We start from the raw sequence: 23,635 nt of genomic DNA, 5'->3' as shown, positions 1-23,635 counted from the left end.
GAGTCGATTATGGAAGCCAAAGAACCAGTCATTGAAGAGCAAAAAAAAGACCTTGAGCTAGCAGGGGGAGGATCGAATAGTTTTCTATATAAAACAAAAAAACTATTTATCAAATTAACCGGCAACAATGAGAATGAAGGGAAAGGGAAACTATTCAAAAAAATCTATCATTCCAGAGGTCTCGGCCTGTTAGTCATATTTCCCCTTATTCTAATGGCAGGATATTACCTATTTTGGGTTTCTGAGCGTTATGTAAGCAATACCCAATTAATCGTAAAAGATAGTGTTTCCTCACAGGCTGCATCACCCGCATTAGGTTTTTTAATTCCAGGGATGTCAGCAGATAATCAGGATGCGTTTTTAGTGGTGAACTATATCCAGTCATTGGATATGGCCCTGTATTTGGATGACACGTTACATTTGGCTGATTATTACAGAAGTACTAGCCACGATATCTTTTCGCGCTTGGCTTCAGATGCTACTCAGGAGGACTACCTGAAATACTATCGTGATCATATTGGTGTTATCCATAATGAAGCTACCGGAATTATTACTATAGAAATGCAGGCATTCGACCCGGCTTTTGCTAAAAGATTGGTTGAGACAGTTATTCAAAAGTCAGAAGATTTTGTTAACGAGATCAGCAATCAGCTTGCAGATAAGCAAGTGGCTTTTGTAAAGAGTGAAGTTGATTTGGCACAAGCTAAGTTACGCAGTACTAAGCAAGAAATTCTTGACTTCCAGAATAGTCATAAAGTTGTAAGTCCCGAAGAACTTACAAAAGGTATCAGTACCATTATTCAAGGGCTAGAGGCGCGATTGGCTGAGCAACGAGCAAACCTGACTGCAGCAAAATCCTATCTAAATGCTGATTCATCACAAGTGGTCTCCATGCAGGCAGACATCGATGCGTTAGAAAACCAAATTGAGATAGAAAAGGTACGCCTAGTGGGGATAGGGGAAGAAGAAGGAGAGCAACGGCTTAATTTTCTTGGTGCTCATTTCCAGAATCTTGAACTCGATTTGCAATTTGCAACCGATGCCTATGCAGCTTCTTTAAAAGCATTGGAAACTGCTCGTATGGAAGCGTCAGGTAAACTTAAGCACTTGATGGTGGTAACCCAGCCATCGTTAGCAGAGAAAGCAGAGTATCCGCACAAGCTCTATAACCTAGCCAGCTTGGGAATTATTCTGCTAATGCTTTATGGAATAGGAAAGATGCTAGTTGTGACTATTCGGGATCATAGGATGTAGCGACAGACAAAAGGCTGCAAGACAGAATAGTGTCGGTGAATTTTTGATGTCGCTGACAGAGTAAATATCAATTTACAAAGAACAAGCAAATGATTACTGAAAAAATAAAGCGCTTTAGTTTTGGTATAGGGTTGTTGTTATCACTGTCCAGTATTCAGGCCGGAGCATTGGAAACTCAATTAATTGATGAGGTTGCCTCAACAGAAATGCCTGAGACAGGTATACCCGTTTTTGGGGAGTCACTGTTTCAGGGCGCGTTTAAAGATCAGCCATTTAGTGGATTTAATCCCGACTATAGAATATCGATTGGCGACCAGGTTAATCTACAGCTCTGGGGTGCCTATAGCTTTAGTGCGACGTTACCGGTAGACCCGAAAGGCAATATTTTTGTCCCCGAGGTTGGCCCAGTTCATGTTGCTGGAGTAAAGAATGGCGCATTGAATGACTTCGTTCTGCGTCATGTAAAGCGAGTATTCAAGAATAATGTGCAAGCGTATGCCAACTTGGAGGCGAGCCAGCCGGTTAAAGTCTTTGTAACAGGCTTTGTGGAGAACCCTGGTCTCTATAACGGCTTTAGCTCAGACTCGATCCTTTACTATTTGGATAGTGCTGGAGGTATCGATGAGCAAAGTGGCAGCTTTGTTGATATCAAAGTAATGCGTCAGGGAGAGGAAATACAAAAGGTAAACTTGTATAGCTTCCTGGTGGATGGAATTATGCCTGCTTTACAACTTCGCAATGGCGATGTTGTAGTCGTTGGTGCTCGTAATGGTTCGGTAACAGTTGAAGGAGCGGTGCAGCAAGCTGCACAGATGGAGTTTATAGGACCCTACACCCAACTGGGTGAGATGCTTCTCGTAACAAAACCTGACCCTCAGGCGAACTTTGCACGAATTACTCAGGTAATTGATGGTCTTCAGCAAGCCGACTATATGCCACTTGCAAGTGCCATGACCACACGCCTCTATCCGGGAGCGCATATAGAATTGGTACGCGATAACGATATTGAGTCTATTTCAATCCGGGTATCCGGTGAGTTGGATGGGCCTGCAACTTATGTACTGCCCTATGGTGCAACTCTTGACGAATTACTTAGTCAATTGAGTTTTCGCGATAATGCAGATAGAAACTCTATACAGCTGTATAGAAAGAGTGTCGCTGATCGCCAGCGGGCTGCTCTTGATCGTTCTTTAGATGCGCTTCAGATGGAAGTTCTAACTCGCCAGCCCAATACTGACCTGGAAAAGTCTGCGCAAAAAGACAACGCCATGATGATTCAGAACTTTATCGAGCAGGCGCGAAAGGCCGAACCCAGAGGCCAGGTTGTTATTGCGAACAACCCAAACGCAGCAGAAATGCTGCTTGAAGATGGTGATGAGTTGATTGTGCCTTTGAAATCATCAACTGTGTCAATCGTGGGAGAGGTAATTTTCCCAACTTCCCTGGTCTTCAGCAAGAAGCGGACTTTGGAGGACTATATAGAATTGGCCGGTGGATTCGCCAATAATGCAAACCGTAAAGAGTTGGTGATTCTACATCTCGATGGAACGATTAATCGTATAGAAGATAGTGATTTTGATAATCGTCTGGGGGATAGATTACGCCCTGGAGATGAAATTATGATTATGCCAAAAATTCATTCCAGTGAATTACAAGTAACCAAAGATGTAACAGAAATACTCTACCGTATAGCTGTTGGAACCGCCGCAGTTCTATCTTTCTAATTTGGTACTGATAGGTTGTAAACTTTTTTAAGATTGGCTCCCATATTGCACGATATAAATCGGTATGGTTAGTTTCCTTACTGGCTGTTATAAGCTGTAAGTCTTACACCATACCGATTTAAAGTGTTGTATGTAATTATTCACTTCGAATTTGTCATTATAAAGTTTGATAACTTTCCTGGACTCTTAAGTCTATAAATCCTGTATTTTTGCATCGACATCTTTTTGTTTGATGTGATTAATAAATGAATATTGATTCAACGTTGGGGGAAAAACTGTGAAGGGGTCTTCTGATCGGAAGGGAATTATCTTGGCTGGAGGTTCTGGTACACGCTTATATCCCTTAACAAAGGGTGTCGGGAAGCAGTTAATGGCTGTTTATGACAAACCGATGATCTATTACCCCCTAACTACCCTTATGTTGGCAGGAATCAAGGATATTCTGATTATTACAACACCAGATGAGCAATGTTTGTACCGGCGTCTGCTTGAAGATGGTGCACAGTGGGGATTAAACATTTCTTATGCGGTGCAGCCGTCTCCAGACGGCTTGGCCCAAGCATTTTTAATTGGTCGTGATCATGTAGGCGATAGTAATAGTGCACTGGTTCTGGGCGATAATATTTTTTACGCACATAACTTTAGCCAAATTCTTCAGCAGGCTGATAAAAGAGACAATGGTGCTACTGTCTTTGGTTATCGTGTTGCAGACCCTAAAGCATATGGTGTTGTGGAGTTCGATACTGAAGGAAAAGCAGTCAGCCTAGAGGAAAAGCCCGAAGCACCCAAGTCAAACTATGCTGTAACGGGGTTGTACTTCTATGACAGCCAAGTCTGTGACATTGCTAAAGAAGTCAAACCTAGTACTCGTGGAGAGCTGGAAATCACTGATATCAATAAGGTGTATTTAGAGCAGGGGCAGCTAGATGTAGAGCACCTTGGTCGAGGTAGCGCCTGGCTGGATACAGGTACCCATGACAACCTTTTGGATGCAGCGCAATTTGTTCAGACGATTGAGCGCCGACAAGGGCAGAAAATAGCTTGCCCTGAAGAGGTCGCTTATCGCAAAGGCTTTATTAGTGCTCAAGAACTGGAAGCTCAAATACAGCCACTTATGAAAAGTGGATATGGTAAGTACTTAATGCAATTGCTAATTGAAAATGGCGAAATATCATCTTTAAGTGAGCGCAGGTATGCTTCAAATCTTTAAGTAAGCGATAACATATATTGGTTATTTGAAGTTTAACCAGGGTATCGTCTAAGGATGGACGGCTCCACTTCTTACAGTTTTTAGCTTGAGCTTGATAGAGCTTGGTCTTGGCAGTTGTAGACATTTAGACCTTATGAATATTATTGAAACAGATATACCCGATGTAAAAATCATCGAACCAAAGATCTTTGGTGATGAAAGAGGATTTTTCTTTGAGTCATTTCGTGATGATGTATTTTTGGATAAATGTGCAAATAGTGTATTTGTACAAGATAATCATAGTAAATCTTCCAGGGGTATTTTACGCGGTCTGCACTATCAAACAGAGCAAACTCAAGGAAAACTTGTGCGAGTGGTACAAGGAGAGGTCTTTGATGTTGCCGTAGACCTACGCAAAAGCTCACCAACTTTCGGCAGCTGGGTCGGTGTCTATTTGTCAGCTGAGAACAAACGGCAACTATGGATACCAGAGGGATTCGCGCACGGGTTTTATGTTACAAGTGAATCGGCTGAATTTGTATATAAATGTACAGATTATTACGCTCCAAGCTCAGAGCAGTCGATATTGTGGAATGATCTGGACCTAAATATAAGCTGGCCGATCGAAGATGGGCGTCCCCCCATACTCTCAAGGAAAGATGCTGAAGGTAGGCACTTTCGGGATGCCGACTACTTTGCATAACAAACGATAACAGTATATTTCTGAAGTTGTAGTTAAATCCTTATACAGGGTCTCCTCGTAATTTATAAATTAATTGCTATGCAATGCTGCGCATATAAGCCATGTGTATCGTTACTATAGGCAATCGGTTGGCGTATCTATGAAAATTCTAGTAACTGGCAAAAACGGTCAGCTTGGACGTGAACTTCAGCGTCTATGTCCTGTGGAGTATGAGCTGATAGGCTTATCTCGTGAGGAGCTTGATATTACTGATCGGTCCACCGTTGAATCGGTAGTAGAGAAGTATCGCCCAAATTTAATTATTAATGCAGCAGCTTATACGGCTGTAGATAAAGCTGAAAAAGAGCAAGACCTAGCTTTTTCTGTTAATGCAATTGGTGCATCAAACCTAGCTGAGGTATGTAAGAGACTTAGTATTAGACTTATTCACATATCTACTGATTTCGTTTTTGATGGGAAAAAGTCATCCCCTTATTTGGTAACAAATAAGTTGAATCCATTGGGGGTATATGGCGCTAGTAAAGCGGAAGCTGAAGTTGCCGTTCAGAATGTACTACCAGAAGCGGTAATAGTACGTACTGCTTGGGTTTATTCTGCCCATGGTAATAATTTTGTTAGTACGATGCTTAGACTAATGTCTGACAGGAAGATATTAGGTGTAGTTGCAGATCAGATAGGCACACCAACATGGACTGGAACTCTTGCTAAGGTTCTATTCATATTAGCCGAGCAAAATAGTGTAAAAGGTATCTTTCATTGCACCGATCTGGGAGTGGCAAGTTGGTATGATTTTGCAGTAGCAATATTCGAAGAAAGTAAGAAATTTGGCCTTATTCCTTCCGATAAAGAGCTTTCCATTGATGCAATTAGAACTGAAGACTATCCAACACCGGCTGAAAGGCCAGCATACAGTGTGCTAGATAAGAGCCGATTGATAAATGAACTGGAAGTTGAACTGCCACATTGGCGGGAGTCTCTGAGACAAGCACTATCCCTAAAATCTCAATAGTACAAATCGACTTTAAATAAATCGTAGCTAATTTTTTGGTATGAAGATGAAACACTTGCTGGTAACCGGTGGCGCAGGCTTTATAGGAGCCAATTTTGTTCACTACTGGATGAAAACCTATCCACAAGACGTAGTAGTAGTTCTGGATGCGCTCACCTATGCTGGTAATTTTGCAAATTTAGATTCAGTTAGTGATCTGCCAACCTTTAAGTTCTATCAAGGCGATATTTCAGATACACATTTAGTCGAAAATATACTTAGAGAGCATCGGATTGATACTTTGGTACATTTTGCAGCTGAGAGCCATGTAGACCGTTCGATAAGTGGGCCAGATGCCTTTATCCAGACAAATATTATCGGTACTCACAGCTTGTTAAAGGCGGTAAAAAAAGTATGGCTGGATGAAGGGCTCCATCGAGAAACTCACCGTTTTCACCATGTATCAACCGATGAAGTGTATGGCACTCTTGAAGCAGAAGATCCTGCGTTTAGTGAAACGAGCCAATACGCTCCAAATAGCCCATACTCTGCCAGCAAGGCTGCCTCTGATCATCTAGTTCGAGCCTATCACCATACTTATGGACTGAAAGTAACAACCAGTAATTGCTCCAATAATTATGGCCCTTACCATTTTCCAGAGAAACTAATTCCGCTGGTGATCACAAATATTTTGCTCAATCAACCATTACCTATATATGGAGATGGAAAACAGATTCGTGATTGGCTTTATGTCGAAGATCACGCTAGGGGCATTGAGCAGGTGATACAAAAAGGGCAACTTGGAGAGTGCTATAACATCGGTGGCATTAATGAATGGGCAAACATCGATATTGTTACACTCATCTGTGACTTGATGAATCGTGAGTTTGCTGAAAAAACTTCGTTAGCCACTAAGTACCCTCAAGCGCTATCTGTTATCAAAGGTAATGCGCAAGAGTTAATTACTTTCGTCCAGGATAGGGCCGGCCATGACCGCCGCTATGCCATTGATCCAAAGAAATCCAACAACGAACTTGGTTATCAACCCCTGGAGAGCTTTGAGACAGGCATTTATAAGACCTTGCAATGGTATTTGAACAATGATTGTTGGTGGAGAGCGGTAATGGATGGCAGTTACCGTAAATGGATTGCACAACAATATCGTACCGCTGAATAAGGATGGAATGAGATAATGGGAATTAAGATACTAGAGCGTTTAAAGGCGGCAACAACTAAGCCAACTAAGAATTTCCCGGAAATAGCTCAGGTTTGGGTTGATATATGTGGTGTTATTGGTGGCAAGCATTTATTGATACAAGGTTGGGCCTTTCACCCCGCCCATAGCACATTGGACTTTCGCCTTGAATATATTGATAGCGATGAAGATTTTGAAGGACCAAATATTGGTGAACTTAATTACTCAACGCTGCGCACAACTCGCTTAGATGTAAATCGACATTTTGGCTTTGAAGGTAGTGCCCGTTGGGGGTATAGCCTATTGGTAGACTGGCCTTATGATCACCCAGTGAACGAAAAATCCCTATGTTTATCTGTTTCAGCTAAAGACTCTAAAGCTAAGAGCGTTGAGTTAAATGCTTTTGTTGAATTAAGTGGTGAATCCCTATTTGGCCATTGTATGACTTGGCGTACGGATGAAAAGGCACAACTACTTGATCTGATGTTCGAAAGTATGGGTAGCAGTGTATTTGTAATCCCAGGATTGCGTACACTGGATGAAAACCAACTTAAATCTAAAGTTAACTCCCACTGGGATAACATTTTAGCAGTACCGGGGCACGGTTTATTCCTATCAGGCTGGCTATTAGATGGACAAAATGACTTGGCGAGTTTGGTTTTGCGTACTACCGATGGTAGTTATAGCGAAAACTTACTCAAAGAGTCTGCTCGTTATACTCGCCAGGATGTTCTGGAAGCTTTTCCTGGAAAAGCAAGTCCAACTTATAAGGCTGGATTCTTTGCTTGGATACCTATGCCACATTTAATTGAGCAAGCTAAGTTAGAACTTCTTTTTTTTACTAAAGATGGTGCTTTAGGCACAATTCCAGTACAGCAATCCAATGTGCGGGAAGATATTATTTTGGCTAGCCAACAAGTGTTAGTGAATTTTAATGTTACCGGAAGAGATTACCAGGTAAATATGCGTCAACATATCGGCCCGGCATTATCTGCACTTTGGTCGAATCGGCGTGATCTTCTAGATGAACCTCAAGTTGAAGTATTGCAGTTTGGCACAGAGGTTCGCAATCCTAAACGTAGTGTCATTGTTCCGCTTTATGGCCGCTATGATTTTCTTTTACACCAGATTGCACAGTTTATTAATGATGAAGATTTTAATGAAACTGAATTAATCTACGTCCTGGATGATCCCAGACTCTACGATGAGTTTATCCCATTCTGTTACGACACCAGTATGTTGTTCCCTATTGGCTTCAAGGTGATCTATGGTGGCAGAAACCTGGGCTATGCTGGTGCCAATAACCTGGGCGTCAAGTATGCAACCGCAGATAAACTAGTACTGCTTAATTCAGATATTATTCCAAGTCGTAATGGTTGGCTTTCTAGAATTGAAGAAAAATCATCGGGCTTGGAAGATGTTGGCGTTGTTGCACCAAAGCTGGTATTTGATGATGGCACTATACAGCATGTGGGTATGAGTTTTTCCAAGAGTATGCAGTTTGGCAATCTATGGCTTAATGAACACCCAGGAAAAGGTAATCCTGAGTGGCTGTTAAATATAGATCCGGTCACTGAGTCCCCAGCTGTTACTGGGGCTTGCATGTTTATCACTAAATCGCTCTACCAGTCTGTCGGTGGTCTAGATGAGACTTATGTGCTCGGTGATTTTGAGGATTCAGATCTTTGTCTGAAGTTGCGTGATATGGGATATCGCCATTACGTACTTTCTGATGAGAAGCTCTATCATTTAGAGAGATTGTCTCAGAACTTATTTGAAAATCGCGATTGGAAATTCAAGATTACCCTATACAACGCTTGGCAACACACAGAGCGCTGGGGAAATCTAATTGAGCAGCTGGTGCACTAAGGACTTACCGATGACAGAACAAAGAATACTGATCGTTTCGCATGGCCACCCGGATCACAGTAAAGGTGGAGCTGAAGTTGCTGCTTACAATTTATTTAAAGAGTATGAACGGCGGGGCTTGGATACCGTATTTTTAGCTCGGACTAACCAAGCGTCTCATGGTGGGTCTGCCTTTTCTACAATTAACTCTGAGAAAGAGATCCTATTTCATACGCATATGTCTGACTTCTTCCTGTTTCAATCAGGTTGTAAAAAGCATGTATGGCAGGAATTCCGCGCATTTCTCCAACGATATCGACCAACAGTAGTTCACTTTCATCACTATATTCATATGGGACTTGAATTAGTACGTGAAGTTAGAAATACACTGCCGGATACGCGTATTGTGATGACATTGCATGAATATTTGGCAATTTGTGCAAACAATGGACAGATGGTAAAGCCGGGCAAACAGATGAAGCTCTGCTATAAGTCATCACCAGCTGACTGTGGACGTTGTTTTCCTGAACGCTCTACTGCAGATTTTTTCCTACGGGAAAAATATATCAAGTCCATCTTTAATCTTGTGGATAAATTTGTTTCGCCCAGCCATTTTTTAATTGATCGTTATAAAGATTGGGGGATTCCCGAAGAAAAACTGATCATGATCGAAAATGGTCAACCAGAAGTAGAGCGCCCGGTTGCCAGGCCGCTGGGTGAAGGCGAAAAACGCGGTCGCTTTGCATTTTTTGGCCAAATCAATCCATTTAAAGGTGTTGATATATTACTAGAAGCCTTTAAATTACTGCCGGATGAAGTTCGGGAAGAAGTACATCTCGACATTCATGGCGCAAATTTAGAGGGTCAGACTGAGGAATTTCAGCAAAAAATTCATGATTTATTAGAGGAGCTGGGTGATCTAGTGACTTTGCATGGATCATATGAATCCCATGAGATTGGCAAGTTAATGGAGCAAGCGGACTGGGTAATTATTCCCTCGGTGTGGTGGGAGAACTCCCCAATGGTAATTCAGGAAGCTTTTAATCATGGTCGACCATTGATAGGTAGTGATATTGGCGGGATGGTTGAAAAAATTTCCGATAATATAAGTGGATATCATTTCCGTAACGGGAATAGTAACTCTCTGAAACAGGCAATACTGAAGGCCTGTGGAGAGGATAGTAGCTGGAACCTGATCGCAAGTAATATTCCGAAACCTCTAACTGTTAGTGAATGCGCAGATAAACATATGGGAGTTTATTGTGGCTAAATTATATTTACATGTGGGAATGCCTAAAACTGGCACAAGCTATATACAGTCTCTATTTAATTTGAACGTTAATTTTTTTCATTTAAATCATAATCTTGGTGTTCTTTCTAATAGGTTCCCTCATCAGTTGGCATGCTCATTTATTAACGATGAACATTTGAATGTAAGGGCTGATATAAAAAATTTAAAAGAAGAGATTGATTTAGAACGGGTAAAGGAAGATGTGCACAATCTCGCCAAGAGAAATAGTGCAGTTTTTTGTTCTTCAGAATATTTTATTCTCCCAGAAAAGGATTTGATATATAACTTTTTTAAAGAGTTTTTTTCTGAAATAGAGGTAATTTATACTGTGCGAAGACAGGACCGCCTTCTTGCTTCAGGTTTTAATCAAGATGTCAAAGCACTTAATAGAACAGCTGATCTCCTTTGGAGTAAAAAAGACAAGACCTTAAACTATTATGATAACTGCAAAGAATGGACTGAGTTGGGTTGTGAGGTTTCATTAATACCTTATGATTTAGTTATTTCTGAAGATCAAGGGCTTGACAGGGCTATTTCAAAAATTCTTTTTGGTGATGATAGGATTAATTCATCAAATCTTGATTTACCATCAAAAAAAGCGTCAAACTCATCTCTTTCAAAACAGGCGTTATTTCTTAAGTTAGCAATGAATCGATTGGGGTTGCAAAATAGTGAATTACTTCGCCTCTTTTCGCAAAAAATAGAGGAGAGTGATTCTGTATTTGAGTTACCTCCGGTGTTCGCAAAAACTATTATGTCTGCCTATGAATTGCCAAATACAAAACTTGCAGAAGAGTTTGGCGATGAAAATTTGGCAGCTAGCCTCACTTTTACTGAATTCTGTGAAAAGGATAGTTTGGGTGATGAGGTTCGCTGGAACCCATTATCCGGCGTTGAAGATCTCATTTCTTTTTTGTGCGCTAGGCAATAATATTTGCATGATGCAAAATCATAAATATCAAATTTGTATGGATGTTCAGGTATTTTATGCGTGAGAATTTGAATATACGAAACGGTGTTCTAATTGGCGCTCACGACGAGCTTTATCTGGCGCAAGGTAATCATAGCCCTGTTGATTATTTTCTTGGGAACGTTACGGTCGCCAGAGATTCAATAGACTCTTTTTGGGATAATTTTGATTTTAGGTCAAAGTTTTGCTCGGATCTAGGTGCTATTTTTTCACATGTAGTATTTCCTGATAAGCATGTTATAGAGAGTGATAACTTTCCATTAGGTAGAGTTTCTGGATTGTTTGAATGCTACAAAGAAAAGCGTCGAAGTAGTAAGGTGATATATCCCGCTTCCAGTTTAAGGGAATCAGATGAGAGGGTGTTTCATCGAGATGATACTCATATGAATATCCAGGGTGTAAAAATAGTTCTGCTAGAAATTGTCAGATCTATTTTGCCTGATCTGACCGAAAAAGAAGTTTGGAATTGCTTGAATCCCGTAGTTAAATTGAAATCCTGTGTTGGAGATTTGTCTTCAAAAATTGGAGCGGGTTCTAGAGAAATTGAGGTATTTACGCCTCCCAAAGGAACTAGGGTTCTCAGTAATGGGGTCAAGGGGGGGAATAATGGAATTGCTGATATTTATATAAATAAATCTGCAAAATATTCAGCAAAGCTTTTGATTTTTGGCGACTCATTTTTGAGGGGAATGTTGCCTGTTCTTAGCTGTTATTTTACGGAGATACTTTTCCTAAGGTCACCGTTTTTACATTGTGAAATGTTGAAAATGTTTAATCCTGATTATGTGATAACAGGGAACGTGGAACGATATTTATCTAGGGTTCGCTCGGATAAGGGTGCTCCGCCTTTTTTTTCATATCGATATGGGAGTTCAGGTGTTGATATGGAAAATGAAACTCAAGGTTTTTCAGAGTTATTTTTTTCTATGTTGAAAAATAATCACTAAAATGTGCTTTTAACTAGGTTGAAATTGTGAATACTTTCATTTTTCTGGCTTCTGCAACATCTGGCACTGGATCTATGATTAGAATTTTTAGTGAGATGGCAGGATTCAATGTAGCAGATAGTAAGTATGTAGATAAATTTATTCTGGAGGGCAAGCTTTCGGAGCTAAAGAAATCCATAGTGCCAATGGATGGAGGATTCCATGTATTCAATAGACCTATAGATTTTAATACGCTGATGGATTTCTCTAAATATCAATTTTTAGTTAATTTTAGAGATCCGAGGGATCGTCTGTGTAATATGTTTCATTGGACACAGTCTCATCCCGCTCCAGGGGTATGTAAGGATGAGCTTCAGAAGAGGAGGGAGAGGATAGCTGAGCAAGGTATAGATTCTTGGGTATTACAGCAATCTTTATCAGAAGCTAGTTATTATGAAAATTTTTGGAGGGTATTAGAAGGTTCTCTGGAAAATTCTATAGTTTTAAGTTATGCCGAACTATGTATGGATTTTGATTCATTTATTAGGCGTTCCAGTGAGTTTATTGGAACCACGCTGAGCATTGACTTGCTGGATAAGCTTGAAGTGGAGCGGCCTGAAAATATTTCATTAAATAAAAAATGGGTGGGCAATAAGTGGTCAGGATCAGATGTCATGCCAGGAAGGTATTTGAAAGAATTATCGCCTGATACTATTAACAAGCTTAATAAAAGCCTAGCCGATGTGTTAAAAAATATGGCACATTTCGATCCTAAGTACAGTGAGCTATACTTGAAAGGTATCGATTAAAATTATTGGCATGTATACATTATTGTGAGTTTTATATCGATGAAAATATTTCTCTTTTGAGTTTATGAAAGATTAAGATTGAGCATGTGCTTTACCGGATGCGCACAGGCAGTTTGCGTTGAAGGGGATCAGAAAATATGAATAGGTAGTTATTGGGTATATTAGCTCTCGCACACTGGTGGTATTGCAAGAGACTGGATTTATGGCTGTGGTTATCGAGAGCCTATGTAATACTCTCAGTTAGCTTTACATTAGTGATAAGCTATTATGCTTCTGTCGTGATGACATTAGGAGCTGCATATTGTTGGTCGAAGGTTTTTTGTGAACGCGATTTATGTCTTGATTCGCCCTTCTGGGTTGTAGGAAATAGGTGAGTTCTTGTATTTAAGGTTTCCCCTCTATTGTTGTACGCAGGCCTTCAGTTGTTTTAGTCAGTTGCATCTGATGAATTTATGAATAGAGAGCTATTTTTAGTCCTGTTAATATTGGTTGGGATGTTCTAGTGAAATCCATAATATTTGTGCATATCCCAAAAACTGCAGGTACCAGCTTCCGAAAAGGTGCCGATACTTATTTTGGTAAAAATAAAATTTGCCGGGATTATGGAAGGGGTTCAGCTTTGACAAGCCCTCTCGTTGAAAAATGGACTTCTGGAGGGGTGGATAGCTGGGGCTTTTATCAGGACTTTGACAGGCGAGGCTATAAATTTTTGACGGGTCATTTTCATGCATCAAAATACATTGATATATTTGGTGTTGGACGGATGGTAACGTTTTTACGTGATCCAGTCGATAGAATTATTTCTGAGTATAATCATAAAATTTGGAAGCAAAATTATAAAGGTAGTTTTGAGGATTTTTACCGGTCTCGTGAAAATATTAATAGACAGCTTCGTCTTGTCGGCCAGGAAGACTGGTCTCAGTTTGGTTTTATAGGGTTTGTTGATTCATATGAGGATTCTCTTTTCCTGCTTAACCAAAAATTTGATATTAAGCTTCCAGTTTTACGTCAAAACGTTGCTGTCAATGAGGCTGTTCACTCGAGAAAGCTCACAAGTGAACAAATATCTGAATTGCATGAGTTGAATGCAAAGGAGTATGAGTTTTATACCCTTGCCCGGAATCAATTTGACTGGCGCCTTCATCTGGCTCTAGATCAAGCATGCTTTACGCTAGGTGCTGTCACAGCTTTAGAAAATGGGTATTTGAAGGGATGGGCGATATCAGAGGGAGAAGCTGAAGCGACTCTGCTTAACGCTAGGTTAAATGGCAAAGTTGTGGCAGAGACTAGAGCTAGTGAATATAGTCCTATCTACAAGGCGCGAGGGCTGGGTCGGGGGGGGTTTGTTGGCTTTACTTTTGATTTAGCTCATATCACTGATTTAGCTTCTTTAGAGGTTGTTGTGGCCGGAACTGGCCAGCCTCTGCTGATTTTACCATCTCTGCCGAGATTTTCTTAGTGTGCATTGCCCATGATATTGGATCTAGGCTATTTCCTAAGAAGTTGGCGGGTTCAAGTCTGTCAGATCAAGTGTGTTGGAGAAAACCGTTCTCCCGTTGATGGGCGGAAGCTAAAAGAGTTTATTGGTTGTTCAAGATTGCATACTTCTTTTTATACACATGACCACTTGCTGGAGAAGTTGGGCGTTTACCTATTTGATAGATATATTAGGTACTCGCCAATCGTGAACTTTATATATTTTGTTGTGAGAGTATTGGAAATAGTACTATCACCTAAAAAGGTCTTTTGAGTGCGAATGAAGTTTGGAATCGCTGCAATTTTTAAGAACGAATATGAGTATATCCTTGAATGGATTGTGTATCACCAGTTGATCGGTGTTGATGCATTTTATGTTGCAGATAACATCAGTGATGATGGCACCTCTCAGTTGTTGGAGGCCCTGGATAGCCTGGGCGTGATAAATAGAATTTATTTTCCTAGGGTGGAGGATCGCGGTCCGCAGATGCCGGCGTATAACCTGATATTAAATCGCTTTGGCGATGAAGTTGATTTGCTAGGATTTATTGATGCTGATGAGTTTATCGTTAATACTCAAGACGTTAATCTAAAAGACCTGTTGTCTGGCTTCAATCAAATTGAGGATGCCGGTGCACTAGCGCTCAACTGGAGGAATTTTGGCTCATCTGGTCATAGATTTAAAAGTGATGGCCTAGTGATTGAGCGATTTACTCAAGCTTCCAAGCAAGGGCATGAATTTAATCGCCACATTAAAACAATCTTGAAGCCGCCTATGGTTGAGAAAATGCATGTCCATGAGTGTGTGCTTAAGGCCGGGTGTTATTATTCTGCTAACTTCCAACCTACTGAATTTGAAAATGGCGGGCCTAATGAACCCAAAACAGCTCAAGTTTCCTATGATGGGTTAAGAATTAATCATTATGTTGTCAAGTCCAGATATGAACATGCAATGAAAAAGGAGCATAAAGGTTCTGGTGCTGGCAGTTCAACTAGAAAAAAGGGTGAAGCTTATTTTAAAGCCCATGATTTAAATGATGAGCATGATGATGCACTTCTCTGTTATGTAGAGAATGTGAAGAACGGTGTTGCACAATTGAAGGAGCGCATAGCTGCCGAGACTCCTTATCTGTGTTATGGAAAAATTTTTATCGATGTAGGCCCGGACTTGATTACTGGTTGGGCGACAGCGGAATTTGCGGGACCGATAAAAATTCGCTTGCTAATTAACGGGGAAGAGTACTTAGTTGAGTTAAATAGAGACCGCCCCGACGTTGTGCGAAAGGGACTTTCACAGAACTTGAAATGTGGGTTTGCTTTTAAGCCTAAAAAGAGTTTATCCAGTCGAGATGAGATTGAGGCCTATATTTATGGTACGAACATTGCTGCCAAAGTGAACTCCAGACTGGATGCTAACCTTTAGGTTAAGGTGTGTACCAGGTAGTTCATACTTGCTAGTTTCAGCGTAATTTGAAATAGCTATTATTTTATTGATGAATGCATGCGGTGCGCCTAAGAGTGCTGAGTAATAATTGGATTTGTTACAGTGTTAAATATTTTTAAGTCCTTTTTCTATGTAAATTTGGCTCCCAGGCTTAAGCCTGGACTTGCGATTGAGCCCTCTGATTGCACCGAAACAGATTTTGTATGGCATGCATCTGGAGCGGATCCCCAATTCCAAGTACCGGGACGATCTCCTGGACCTGGCTGGTATATGGTGGAACTTGATTTGCGGCACAATCAGTCGTCTGCAGATTCTAAACTTTATTTTGACTACGGGAATGGCTTCAGTGAGTCGGACAGCATATTTCTTCCAATTAAATCGGGTCGTGTTAGTAAGCGTCTAATTTATCTTCAGCAGCGCCCTAGAGCTTTGCGCTTCGACCCTATGGAATCCGAAGGCCTATTTAGTGTACAACACTTCCAGTTTGTGAAGCTTCTCCCCCGGTTTGCCTATGATCGGCTGGCGCAGCGCTTGGCCAATATGCACTTTAAATTTCGTAGTCAGGGAAAGGCAAAGGTTTTACAAGTTATTCGTGAAGAGGCCCGTGATTCAGGTTGTAACTGGCGAAATTTGGCTTTACAGCACTATGCAAGAACTTTTGTTAAACGGAAGCAAACCAGTGATTATTCTGAATGGATTAGAACTGTAGAGGCAAAAAGAGTTGCTTCTTATCCGGACTCACCGGATTTAGCTAAAGGCTCTGGTAGACCTTTAATTTCTATTATTCTTCCAACCTATAACACTGATATTGAACTGTTAAGCTCATGTATCGATTCAGTTTTGGCACAAAGTTATAGTCATTGGGAGTTGTGTATTGCTGATGATTCTTCTCGCCAGGCTCAGGTTAAGTCTTGCTTAGAGAAATATCAAAAGCTGGACCAGCGTATCAAAGTAGTATTTCGAACAGAAAATGGACATATTTCGGCTGCAAGTAATAGTGCCTTGTCGTTGGCTGGTGGTGAATATGTTGCGCTATTAGATCATGATGACACCTTGGCTCCCTTTGCGCTACAGCGGGTTGCTCAGTCAATTGTAGATAATCCGCAGTTACTATTATTGTATAGCGATGAAGATAAAATTGATGAACAGGGCGTGCGCTTTGATCCTCACTTCAAGCCAGGCTGGAATCCAGATCTTCTGCTATCACAAAATTATATTTGCCATTTAACGGTATTGCACCGTGCGCTGGTTGAGCGTATAGGAAGATTTCGTGCTGGCCTTGAGGGAAGTCAGGACCACGATTTGTTACTGCGCTGTATGCCCTATTTGAATCAGGAAAACGTAGCCCATATTCCTGAAGTGCTCTATCACTGGCGGGCTATTAGTGGCTCGACAGCACAAGAGAGTTGTGCAAAAGGTTATGCGGCTTCTGCGGGTCTTAGGGCTGTGAGTGACTACCTGGAAAGTGAGGGCCTGAAAGCCAGAGCTCTGCCTGGCATAGCCCCTAATAGCTATCGGGTGCGATGGGATATTTCTGACCCCCCCCCTTTGGTAAGCTTGCTCATTCCAACCCGCGATGGCTTGGATATACTGAAGCCCTGCGTGGAGGCTATCCTTGCCCGAACATGTTATCCCAATTTTGAATTACTGATTTTAGACAATCAGAGTCGTTGTGAAGGAACATTGCGCTTTCTGAATGAAATGAAGGCTACTGATTCTCGAGTCTCAGTACATCGCTGGGATCACCCCTTTAACTACTCTGCAATTAATAATTTTGGAGTCAGTCTTGCCAAGGGCGAGATCATCGGACTGATTAATAATGATATTGAGCCAATTAGTGATGAATGGCTAACGGAGATGGTCGGCCAGGTTCGGAGGCCTGAAATCGGTTGTGTAGGGGCGAAGCTCTACTACCCAAATGATACCATCCAGCACGGTGGGGTGATTTTGGGGATTGGTGGTGTTGCTGGTCACTCCCATAAGTACTTCAGCCGCCATGAATATGGATACTTTTCGCGCCTGCATCTGGTACAGAATCTTTCCGCTGTAACTGCGGCATGCTTATTGATACGCAAATTAGTATTTGAGGAAGTAGCTGGCCTGGATGCGGAGAACCTGGCTGTTGCGTTTAATGATGTTGATCTGTGTTTAAAAGTACGTGAAGCAGGTTATCGCAACTTATGGACCCCATACGCAGAGCTGTATCACCATGAGTCGGTATCACGGGGTGCTGATAATACCTTCAGTAAACGCCAACGGGCACAGCGTGAGGCGGAGTATATGCGCACTCGCTGGGGGGATTTACTAGACACTGACCCAGCTTATAACCCGAATCTGACTCTGGCTCATGAAGATTTTTCCTTGGCTTAGTCGAGTGTGAGGTATCTCAATGTTGTTAAGAGCCTATGTTATGGCGAGTTTCCGGATCGAGTTTCGTTCAAACAGTGAGTATCGTGTAAGGGGGGTAAAAATCTCCAACTCAGGGCGTGATGGGGGGTGTTTACACTAGGGGTATACTCACCCAAGATTTGGCATAATTTGATTTCACCACAGGTGTGTATATAAAGACGAACAATAGTATTGGTAACCAGAGCGACCTTTCGACCTTATGACTTTCCCCCAAATATTTGTTTCCGGTATCTTCGCCCTGGTTATCGGATGTTTAATTTTCACTCACTTCCGACCGTCCCTGGTGTTTGCCGCGGCGGCTGGTGCCTGTTTTCTTACTGGTTTGGTTCCGGCGGAATCGGCGTTACAGAAAGGAGCCAACCCCGGTTTAGCCACCTTAGTTGTATTGATGCTCGTGTCGGTGGGACTGGAGAAGGCGCGCTGGTTGCGTTCTATCTCAGAGGGCCTGATCAAGGGGTCTTTAAAAGCCAGTTTATTGAGACTTACAACGGCTACCGCCTTAAGCTCCGCATTTCTTAACAATACGGCAGTGGTGGCGGCCCTATCTTCAAGTGTGAAAGGGCAGCGGCGCTTGCCTGCGGCCAAGTTGCTGATCCCGTTATCCTATGCGGCAATTCTCGGTGGTACTCTGACGCTTATTGGTACTTCTACGAACTTGATCGTTAACAGCTTTGTACTCGATCGCGGCCTTCCCAGTTTGGACTTTTTCGCCTTTGTGCCGGTGGGCTTGGCCGCAGCTTTAGTGGGCTTGGTGGTATTGCTTTTGTGCAATCGTCTTCTCCCTGAAGGGGGAGTAACGGAGGAGCCTGTCACTGAGTATCTGCTGGAGGCTGAAGTGGTGGCTAACTCTCCATTGGATGGGAAGAGTGTTGAGCAAAACCGTCTACGCCAACTTGAGACCTTTTACTTAATTGAAATTGTTCGCAGAAATCAGGTTATTAGCCCTGTCGGCCCCTCTGAAGTTATCCGTTGCGGGGACAAGTTAATTTTTAGTGGCGATGTACGTGATCTTGGTCGCTTGCAGGATATTGAAGGGCTGCGCTTATTTGCGCTGGAAGATGAGGATCTGGACCTGAATCTTACAGAAGTAGTGATTACGCCCAGTTCCAGTATTCTTGGCCAGACCTTAAAAGGGTGTAATTTTCGTACTCGCTTCGATGCGGCAGTGGTTGCTATGCGCCGTGGCGGTGAGCGATTGTCTGGCAAGCTCGGGGAGATTGAGCTTCGTGCTGGGGATGCCCTGCTGTTGGCGGTGGGTCCGGATTTTCGTCATCATCTGAATATTGATAAGAATTTCTATGTGATCAGCGGCACAGAGGTTCGGCGCGACCTCTCTCGACGTAATAACTGGCTTTTGGCGTTGGGTTTTGCTGCCGTTGTAGCTGGTGCGGCACTGGGTATCTTCTCGCTGCTAAAAGGGCTTATCGTTCTCCTTGGTGGAATGATTGGCCTGGGAATTATATCTACTACTGAGTTACAGCGGCGCTTCCCATTTCAGATATGGTTGATTATCACTAGTGCCCTGATTTTGGCTGAGGCTTTCGCGGGTAGTGGTTTGGCAGATTCACTGGCGCTAGGGCTGCGTAGTTTACTAGCGGACTGGGGGCCATTAGCTGGGTTGGTAGGCGTCTTCTTGTTGACATTGGCGCTGACAGAATTGATGACCAACAACGCCGCAGCTGCATTGGCTTTCCCCCTCGCATGGAGTTTGGCTGAGAGCTTTGGGGTTAGCTGGATGCCCTTTGTAATGGCCGTAGCCTATGGAGCGAGTGCCAGCTTTCTCACCCCATTTGGCTATCAGACCAACCTGATTGTGCAAAACTTGGGAGGATATCATTTACGCGACTTCCTCAGAGCTGGGTTACCCCTGACTATTGCTTACTCGATAACAGTTTTGATTTTGATTCCAATCGTGTTTCCGCTAGAAGGGTAGTAGTTTGGCACTTGACTCGAGTCCCACAGAAAGCTGTATAGTCATTGAAGAAGGTGCGAACCCGTCAACAGACTATTTTATCCGGCCATATTTGTATGACAGGGGAATCAATTTCCGGTGTATAACTTGGTCCAGCTCTCCATTTGAACAGGATATTAATGAAAAATCCTTAGTCTTTGTTCGTTATATTCCTCGAGAATGGAAGTTATTTATAGATAAAAACAGAGGTCAGTTTCAGAGGATCTACCTATTTATCGATGATGATTTATTTGATTGGTATGCGTTTTCCAGTATGCCACTTCGATATCAAGCAAAAATATTACGGCTTAGCTGGTCTAAGCAGAGTTGGCTGAAATCTGTCGGCGCGCAACTATTGGTATCGACCCCCTACCTTGCGGAAAAGTATCAAAGTTGGTCTCCAGAGTTACTGCAGCCTGCTCCCTTGAGTTGTGAGCAGGAGCAGCCTTTGACTGTGTTTTACCATGGCTCTGCGTCTCACCTTGAGGATGTTCAGTGGCTGCGGCCGGTGATCGAGGAAGTCCTCAGCCGCAGTCCAATTCTCAATTTTGAGATAATTGGAGATCAGCGTGTCAATCGGCTCTTTCGAGGAATGCCACGGGTGCAGATACTGCACCCGATGAAGTGGCCTACCTACGTGTCGATGCTTCGAGGGCGAGGGCGATCAATTGGTTTGGCACCTTTGCTCGATTTGCCGTTTAATCGCGCCAGGTCGCATACAAAGTTTTTTGACATTACCCAGGCTGGTGCCGCAGGTATCTTTGCTCAAGGGGACATATACGGTTCCGTAGTGCGGCATGGGGAAAATGGTCTGTTGTTACCAATGGAACCTTCAGCTTGGGTCGAGGGAATCTTGGATCTTGCCAACGATCATAGCCTTCGGGATGCACTTTCACTTGAGGCAAGGAAATGCCTGTAATTGGACACTGCTCACTCGGGCTTCGGCGTTTATCTAACCTTGATAACTTCCTGGAAGCTGAGTGTCGCTATGTAGCTCTCAAGCCGGGTAGATCAATTTCCATGATGGCGGGCTGGGGGTTAAAAAAAAGCGCCCTTAAAGCACAGCGCCTTGCCACTCATTTGAGTTTGCCTTATATCGCTATAGAAGATGGGTTTTTACGTTCACTCGGCCTTGGCGTAAATGGCGCTGAACCGCATAGTTTGGTTGTTGACTCGACAGGTATTTATTACGACGCCTCCCGGCCAAGTGACCTGGAAATATTAATCAGTGAGGCTGATTTCTCGCCGGATGAACTTGTTCGTGCAGAAAAAGGCTTAAAACTTATACGAGAGAGTCGACTGTCGAAATATAACCAATCGACTGATATATCACTGGAAATTTTGCCTGAGCAAAAGACCATTTTAGTGGTCGATCAAACACTTGGAGATATCTCCGTTAAAGGTGGGTTGGCTTCTAAGCAGCATTTCTCTCAAATGCTTGAGTCCGCAATTAATGAAAATCCTGATGCTGAAATTCTTGTAAAGATTCACCCTGATGTTATCGCAGGGAAAAAGCGTGGCTATCTAAAGGAACTGGCTGAACTGAGGGGTTGTAGGATTATCTCTGAGGATATCTCCCCATGGTCAATCCTGGATCGAGTTGAAAAGGTTTATGTGGTCAGCAGCCAGCTGGGTTTTGAGGCGCTGGTCGCCGGTAAGGAGGTCCACTGCTTTGGAATGCCTTTTTATGCGGGGTGGGGTTTATCTCGAGATAGGCAAAAGTGTAATCGCCGTGGTGTGAAGCGAACGTTGCTTCAGGTTTTTTGTGCTGCGTACCTAAAATACTCCCGATATATTAATCCGTATACTGGCAATCGGTGTAACTTTGAGGACACTGTGGCATTAATTGCTGAGCAACGCAGGCAATGGAGACGCTTCGATGGCGACTGGGTTGGAGTAGGATTTTCTCACTGGAAAAGGAGTTTTCTTCCAGGTTTTATCGGTGGAAAGGGAAGGATTAAATTTTCTTCTGCAAAGGTACCAGATGCAAGGGCAGGAACCAATATTCTGGTATGGGCAAGTCGGATTACAGATGGTTTGCTTGATGAGGCTAAGAAATCTGATTTAAATGTCTGGAGGGTTGAAGACGGTTTCTTGCGTTCTGTTGGTTTGGGGGCTGATCTAGTCGTTCCGAATTCACTGGTTCTAGATAGATGTGGTATTTACTTCGACGCCAGGCAGCCCAGCGATTTAGAGGTGCTGTTAAATACCTGTAGTTTTCCTGGTCCTCTTCTAGATAGAGCTAGAAAGTTACGAGATAAATTGATCGATAAAGGGATTAGCAAATACAACGTTGTAGAAGATCAACCTACAGTTGATTTTGATTTCTCCTCTGGTAAAAAAATTATTTTAGTTCCCGGGCAGGTAGAAAGCGATGCCTCGATAGCTAATGGCTCCCCAGTAATAAAAAGTAACTTGGCGCTTCTTGAACGCGTCAGGCTCAATAACCCCGATGCTCATATTATTTATAAACCTCACCCTGACGTAGTTTGTGGTGCTCGCCTAGGTACTTTGCAGGGGAGTTCTGATTCCCTTTATGACACATTGCTTGAACAGGGTGATATAGTTTCTGCTATTAAAGTCGCTGATGAAATTCACACTATGAGCTCCCTGAGTGGTTTTGAGGCACTACTGAGAGGCAAGCAAGTGGTAACTTATGGGTTACCCTTTTATGCTGGCTGGGGGCTCACAAGGGATACGCTTGTTGAAAATAGAGAAATCCCCACAGGTGAGTTAAGGAATTTTTTATCGAGAAGGCAGCGCAATTTAACTTTAAACCAGATGATTGCCGCTACTTTGCTGTTATACCCAGTCTATGTAGATCCCAAAACGGCTGAATTTGTCAACGCAGAAACTACCATTGAACTACTTGGGAAGGCGCGCTCTTTGGGAATTAAAAAAGGAGTAGTTTTTAAACTCTTCTCCTTGTACCGAAGAATATTTATGAGATATTGAAAATTGTACCCGTAATTCAGTATATGGCTATCTATTCAATTTCTTTTGATGCATTAGTTTAAATTTTTAGACCTCAGGGAATATAGTTTCAAACTTCTATTTTGCTAACTTTTATATTTCCCCCTTCTGCGCTAATTGTTCGGGAACTGGTTGTCAAGGTTTTCTGACCGCAAGCCAATCTTAGTCTATTACGCCCGATTACACTTTGGTGATTATAGTACCAGTTGTACTGACATCTTTTTTTTCCTGGTATAAGATGTGGTATTAAATGGAGTTGGAATTTATTCGGATTGTTACAGGATTGGCCTCTAGTTGCGTGTCGCTATATGCCAAGCGTCCTGGTGGGCGGAGTGGTTGTGCTTCTATATAAATTGACTTTATGGTTTGTACCAAATACAAATTGTGTGTTGGCATTTTTAGACTATACATTTTGATTGATGGGAAGACCCTTGAAGTAAGAAACCACAGAGGGCAATTTTTGATGCCAAATTTACAAAAGTTTC

The 23,635-nt window shown here is 42.4% G+C and carries 17 protein-coding genes; all 17 read left to right on the top strand.

What is annotated here, in order from left to right:
- Window positions 1-9 precede the first annotated feature (9 nt).
- Complete coding sequence (locus ACJJIS_RS17445) at window positions 10-1,254, top strand: KpsE/RkpR family capsule polysaccharide export protein (protein ID WP_475708690.1); 1,245 nt, start codon at window positions 10-12, stop codon at window positions 1,252-1,254.
- Between the two features lie 89 nt (window positions 1,255-1,343).
- A complete protein-coding gene (locus tag ACJJIS_RS17440; protein WP_475708689.1) occupies window positions 1,344-2,978 on the top strand; it encodes a polysaccharide biosynthesis/export family protein in 1,635 nt (544 codons plus the stop codon).
- Between the two features lie 277 nt (window positions 2,979-3,255).
- Window positions 3,256-4,188: a glucose-1-phosphate thymidylyltransferase RfbA gene (gene rfbA / locus ACJJIS_RS17435; RefSeq protein ID WP_475708688.1), complete on the top strand. Its 933-nt coding sequence runs from the start codon at window positions 3,256-3,258 to the stop codon at window positions 4,186-4,188.
- A gap of 133 nt (window positions 4,189-4,321) precedes the next feature.
- Window positions 4,322-4,870 (top strand): dTDP-4-dehydrorhamnose 3,5-epimerase, encoded by a 549-nt coding sequence (gene rfbC, locus ACJJIS_RS17430; protein ID WP_475708687.1) that lies wholly within the window; start codon window positions 4,322-4,324, stop codon window positions 4,868-4,870.
- A 139-nt stretch (window positions 4,871-5,009) separates the two neighbouring features.
- Complete coding sequence (gene rfbD, locus ACJJIS_RS17425) at window positions 5,010-5,879, top strand: dTDP-4-dehydrorhamnose reductase (protein ID WP_282934136.1); 870 nt, start codon at window positions 5,010-5,012, stop codon at window positions 5,877-5,879.
- Window positions 5,880-5,925: 46 nt separating this feature from the next.
- Window positions 5,926-7,035: a dTDP-glucose 4,6-dehydratase gene (gene rfbB / locus ACJJIS_RS17420; RefSeq protein WP_475708686.1), complete on the top strand. Its 1,110-nt coding sequence runs from the start codon at window positions 5,926-5,928 to the stop codon at window positions 7,033-7,035.
- 15 nt (window positions 7,036-7,050) lie between these two features.
- Window positions 7,051-8,922 carry a glycosyltransferase family 2 protein gene (locus tag ACJJIS_RS17415; protein ID WP_475708685.1) on the top strand — a complete coding sequence of 624 codons (1,872 nt, stop codon included), beginning with the start codon at window positions 7,051-7,053 and terminating at the stop codon, window positions 8,920-8,922.
- A 10-nt stretch (window positions 8,923-8,932) separates the two neighbouring features.
- Complete coding sequence (locus tag ACJJIS_RS17410) at window positions 8,933-10,171, top strand: glycosyltransferase family 4 protein (protein ID WP_475708684.1); 1,239 nt, start codon at window positions 8,933-8,935, stop codon at window positions 10,169-10,171.
- On the top strand, window positions 10,164-11,123 hold the full coding sequence (locus ACJJIS_RS17405; RefSeq protein WP_475708683.1) for a hypothetical protein: 960 nt from the start codon (window positions 10,164-10,166) through the stop codon (window positions 11,121-11,123). The genes ACJJIS_RS17410 and ACJJIS_RS17405 overlap by 8 nt, the downstream gene beginning before the upstream one ends.
- Window positions 11,124-11,179: 56 nt before the next feature.
- Window positions 11,180-12,109: an alginate O-acetyltransferase AlgX-related protein gene (locus ACJJIS_RS17400; RefSeq protein ID WP_475708682.1), complete on the top strand. Its 930-nt coding sequence runs from the start codon at window positions 11,180-11,182 to the stop codon at window positions 12,107-12,109.
- Between the two features lie 26 nt (window positions 12,110-12,135).
- Window positions 12,136-12,897 carry a hypothetical protein gene (locus ACJJIS_RS17395; RefSeq protein ID WP_475708681.1) on the top strand — a complete coding sequence of 254 codons (762 nt, stop codon included), beginning with the start codon at window positions 12,136-12,138 and terminating at the stop codon, window positions 12,895-12,897.
- Between the two features lie 502 nt (window positions 12,898-13,399).
- Complete coding sequence (locus ACJJIS_RS17390) at window positions 13,400-14,356, top strand: sulfotransferase family 2 domain-containing protein (protein ID WP_475708680.1); 957 nt, start codon at window positions 13,400-13,402, stop codon at window positions 14,354-14,356.
- Window positions 14,357-14,653: 297 nt separating this feature from the next.
- Window positions 14,654-15,796 carry a glycosyltransferase family 2 protein gene (locus tag ACJJIS_RS17385; protein WP_475708679.1) on the top strand — a complete coding sequence of 381 codons (1,143 nt, stop codon included), beginning with the start codon at window positions 14,654-14,656 and terminating at the stop codon, window positions 15,794-15,796.
- A gap of 291 nt (window positions 15,797-16,087) precedes the next feature.
- The gene (locus ACJJIS_RS17380) at window positions 16,088-18,187 is read left to right on the top strand and encodes a glycosyltransferase family 2 protein (protein ID WP_475708678.1); all 2,100 of its coding nucleotides are present in this window, start codon (window positions 16,088-16,090) and stop codon (window positions 18,185-18,187) included.
- Window positions 18,188-18,425: 238 nt separating this feature from the next.
- Window positions 18,426-20,159 carry an SLC13 family permease gene (locus ACJJIS_RS17375; protein WP_475708677.1) on the top strand — a complete coding sequence of 578 codons (1,734 nt, stop codon included), beginning with the start codon at window positions 18,426-18,428 and terminating at the stop codon, window positions 20,157-20,159.
- Window positions 20,160-20,625: 466 nt separating this feature from the next.
- Window positions 20,626-21,096 carry a glycosyltransferase family protein gene (locus tag ACJJIS_RS17370; protein ID WP_475708676.1) on the top strand — a complete coding sequence of 157 codons (471 nt, stop codon included), beginning with the start codon at window positions 20,626-20,628 and terminating at the stop codon, window positions 21,094-21,096.
- Complete coding sequence (locus ACJJIS_RS17365; RefSeq protein WP_475708675.1) at window positions 21,087-23,132, top strand: capsule polysaccharide biogenesis protein; 2,046 nt, start codon at window positions 21,087-21,089, stop codon at window positions 23,130-23,132. The genes ACJJIS_RS17370 and ACJJIS_RS17365 overlap by 10 nt, the downstream gene beginning before the upstream one ends.
- Window positions 23,133-23,635 lie beyond the last annotated feature (503 nt).

This window comes from Microbulbifer maximicatervae (SeqCode) (assembly GCF_056231245.1).
The sequence above is the reverse complement of the archived record's forward strand: the minus strand, read 5'-3'. Positions and strand labels throughout refer to the sequence as shown.